This window comes from Streptomyces sp. NPDC059866 (assembly GCF_042731325.1).
GTDB lineage: Bacteria > Actinomycetota > Actinomycetes > Streptomycetales > Streptomycetaceae > Streptomyces > Streptomyces flavusporus.
This window is the reverse complement of record NZ_JBHWJT010000113.1, coordinates 1-3435: the sequence shown is the minus strand read 5'-3', so window position 1 is coordinate 3435 and position 3435 is coordinate 1. Positions and strand designations below refer to the sequence as shown.

The 3435-nt window shown below is 71.0% G+C and carries 3 protein-coding genes; 2 read left to right on the top strand and 1 reads right to left on the bottom strand.

All coding sequences use genetic code 11. The features are described 5' to 3' along the window. Positions 1–88: 88 nt before the first annotated feature. Positions 89–688 (bottom strand): TetR/AcrR family transcriptional regulator, encoded by a 600-nt coding sequence (locus ACFV7R_RS46865; protein ID WP_129803153.1) that lies wholly within the window; start codon positions 686–688, stop codon positions 89–91. A gap of 114 nt (positions 689–802) precedes the next feature. Between ACFV7R_RS46865 and ACFV7R_RS46860 the strand changes: the two genes are divergently transcribed. After that, positions 803–2410 (top strand): FAD-binding oxidoreductase, encoded by a 1608-nt coding sequence (locus tag ACFV7R_RS46860; protein WP_385276891.1) that lies wholly within the window; start codon positions 803–805, stop codon positions 2408–2410. A gap of 56 nt (positions 2411–2466) precedes the next feature. Next, a complete protein-coding gene (locus tag ACFV7R_RS46855) occupies positions 2467–3345 on the top strand; it encodes a YegS/Rv2252/BmrU family lipid kinase (protein ID WP_385276888.1) in 879 nt (292 codons plus the stop codon). The last annotated feature ends 90 nt before the right edge of the window (positions 3346–3435 follow it).

Here is a 3435-nt window from a genome sequence, read left to right as displayed (position 1 = left end):
GGAGAACTCCGGGCGGGCAGTCGGCGGTGAAGCAGAAACCCTCACAGCGCGAGCCGTGAGAATCCCCCTCGTTCACGAGGGGGAGAAGTCAAGGTGCGAGGGTCCTCTCGAGGATGGTGCGCAGTTCTGCGGAGAAGGCCTCCGTGCTCAGTTCGGGGTCGTCCTCCTCGGTCATGGTGCGCAGCGACAGGGTGAAGGACTGGGCGACCAGGAGCAGGGACCTGGCTTGCCGTCCGGGGTGGCCGGGACGTACCGACGCGTCCGCGTGGCCCTCCCGGAGTGCCTCGACGAGTAGTTCCAGGAGGGCTTCCTGGCTGGCCCCGCGTCTGTCCAGCACGTAGGGGACGAGCAGTTCGGGATCGACGTCGACGATCTTGCGGAAGAGCGGATGGCTCCGGAAGGCGTGCACGCCGTTGACGAGCCCGTCCACAATCCGTGTGCGCGCGGTCGTCCCCGGCTCGCGGGCCGGCATTGCGCCGGTGGCCGCCTGGATCCATTCACGGGTCATCAGGTCGCCGACCAGCGACTGCACATCGGGCCAGCGGCGGTACAGCGTCATCCGGGAGACGCCCGCCCGGCGGGCCACGTCGGTCAGGGTGGTGCGCCGGACGCCGACGGCCAGGATGCAGTCGCGGACCGCGTCGAGCACCGGATCGCTGTCGGAGGCGTTGTGACGAATAGGCGTCATGTGTCACAGTGTAACGCCTCGGACGCCCCGAGGGACGGCACACTTCCGCGACCGCACCGCTGCGACGACTGACTCGCGAAGACGCTGTCGCGACGACCTGTGAGGACAAGGGCCATGGACATGCTGTGGAGCGGCTGGGGTGACCCGGCCAGGGCGACGCCGCTGCCCGACTCGGTGATCGCACTGCTGCGTGACCTGCTCGGGGTCAAACCGCGCAGCGCCGAGCCGATCGTCCTGGAAGAAATCCTGCAAGCGATCACGGTGCCCGAGCCGTCCCTCGACCCGGCTGCGCGCCAGGACCTGCTCGCCGCCGTAGGCGGTGAAGAGCATCTGCGCACCGACGCCGAGTCCCGTCTCCGGCACACCCGCGGTAAGTCCACCCCGGACCTGCTGCGCATCCGCGAGGGCGACGTGGGCGACCTGCCCGCGGCTGTGGTTCTGCCGGCGAGCCACGACGAGGTCCTGGCGGTGCTGAGGGCATGCGCTGCACATGGCCTGGCCCTGGTCCCGTTCGGCGGTGGCACCTCCGTCGTCGGTGGACTGACCCCCGAGCGGCGGTGCCCCTTCGTCGCGCTGGACCTGCGCCGCATGGACACTCTGCTCGACCTCGATCCGGTCTCCCGCACGGCCACCCTGCAACCCGGTCTGCGCGCTCCGCACGCCGAGACCCTCCTGGCCGCGCACGGCTTCACACTCGGCCACTTCCCGCAGTCCTACGAGTGGGCGACGATCGGCGGATTCGCCGCCGCCCGCTCCAGCGGTCAGGCCTCCGCCGGTTACGGCCGCTTCGACGACATGGTCCTCGGCCTCACCCTCGCGTCACCCTCCGGCACGATCGAGGTGGGTCGCGCCCCGCGCTCGGCAGCCGGACCGGACCTGCGCCAGCTGATCCTCGGCTCCGAGGGAGCGTTCGGCGTCATCACCTCGGTGACGGTCCGGATCCGTCCCGTCCCCCACACCCGTATCTACGAAGGATGGCGCTTCGACTCCTTCGAGGCGGGCGCCGCCGCCCTGCGGAGCCTCGCCCAGGACGGGCCGCGGCCGACCGTACTGCGCCTGTCGGACGAGACCGAGACGCTCATCGGCCTCGCCCAGCCCGACGCCATCGGCACTTCCGGCCTGCCGCAGAACGCCGGTTGCCTGGCGATCACCGGCTACGAGGGCACCGAGGAGGACACCGCGCACCGCAGGGAACGGGCCGCGGCCGTGCTGCGCGACGCCGGCGGTACCTGTCTGGGCCGGGAACCGGGTGAGCGCTGGGCCCACGGCCGCTACTCGGCCCCCTACCTGCGCGACGCACTCCTCGACGCCGGGGCGTTCGCCGAGACACTCGAGACCGCCGCCTTCTGGTCCCGCCTCCCCGGGCTGTACGCCGCCGTCCGCGACACGCTCACCGGCACTCTCACCGAGTTCGGCACGCCGCCGCTGGTCATGTGCCACATCTCCCACGTCTACGAAAACGGCGCTTCCCTGTACTTCACCGTTGTGTCCGCGCAGGGCGACGACCCGGTGGCGCACTGGGCAGCCGCAAAACGCGCCGTCAACGAGGCGATTCTGACGGCCGGCGGCACCATCAGCCACCACCACGGCGTGGGCACGGACCACCGCGACTGGTACGTCCGGGAGGCCGGTCCGCTCGGCATCGGCGCTCTCCAGGCCGTCAAACGACGGCTGGACCCCACCGGTCTGCTCAATCCGGGCGTCCTGCTGCCCGCCGACTGACCCCCGCCCCTTCTCCGACCCCGTCCCCGATCCCACAGGCGCCTGGAGACACACCGATGCGACAGTTCACCGCCATCGTCAACCCCACCGCGGGCGGATCCGCCGGGGTCGCGGTGCTGCTCCGCGTGGCCCGCCTGCTGAGGCAGGCCGGGGCCGAGCTGGAGACCGAGTACAGCCGCAGTCTGGCTCACGCCCGGGATCTCGCCCGTCAGGCCGGTCGGCGACACCGGGTCGTCCTGGCCGTCGGTGGCGACGGAATCGCCGGCGGCATCGGCGGCGCCCTCAGCGGCACCGACACGCTCCTCGGCCTGATCCCGGCGGGCCGAGGCAACGACTTCGCCCGCGCGCTCGGCGTGGCCACTGATCCGGAGGCACTCGCCCGGGTGCTGCTCGACGGCGATCCCCGCTTCGTCGACACCATCGAAGTGGAGTCCGCCCACGGCCGCAGCGTCGTCCTCGGCAGCGTGTACGCGGGTGTCGACGCCCTCGCCAACCGCCACGCCAACCGCTCAGCACTGTTCAAGGGTGCCGCCTCCTACTACGCAGGCGGGCTGCGGGCCGTCGCCACCTGGCGTCCGGCCGCCTACCGGGTCACCGTCGACGGCGAGCAACTCGCGCACCGCGGCTACACCGTCGTCGCCGCCAACTCCGCCTACTACGGCTCCGGCCGGATCATCGCCCCCGGCGCCCGCATCGACGACGGACTTCTCGAGGTGGTGATGATCCGTGAGGCACCGCGCCGGCTCTTCTTCACCCTGATGCAGGAGCTCAGGTCCGGGACCCACGTTCACCGGCCGGAAGTGCAGATCGTCCAGGGAAGAGAGATCCGCATCGAGGCCGACCGCGAGGTGCCGTGGGGCGCCGACGGCGAGGTCGACGCCGTCCTTCCCGTCACGGCTCGGGTGCTGCCCGGGGCCCTTGCCGTGCTCTGCTAGTGTGATGCGCCAGAAATTGTGAGGGTTAATTGATACCTTCTTTTCATGGCGCATCGAGGCCCGGCGGCTGTGGAGATCGTCCTCTCCGAG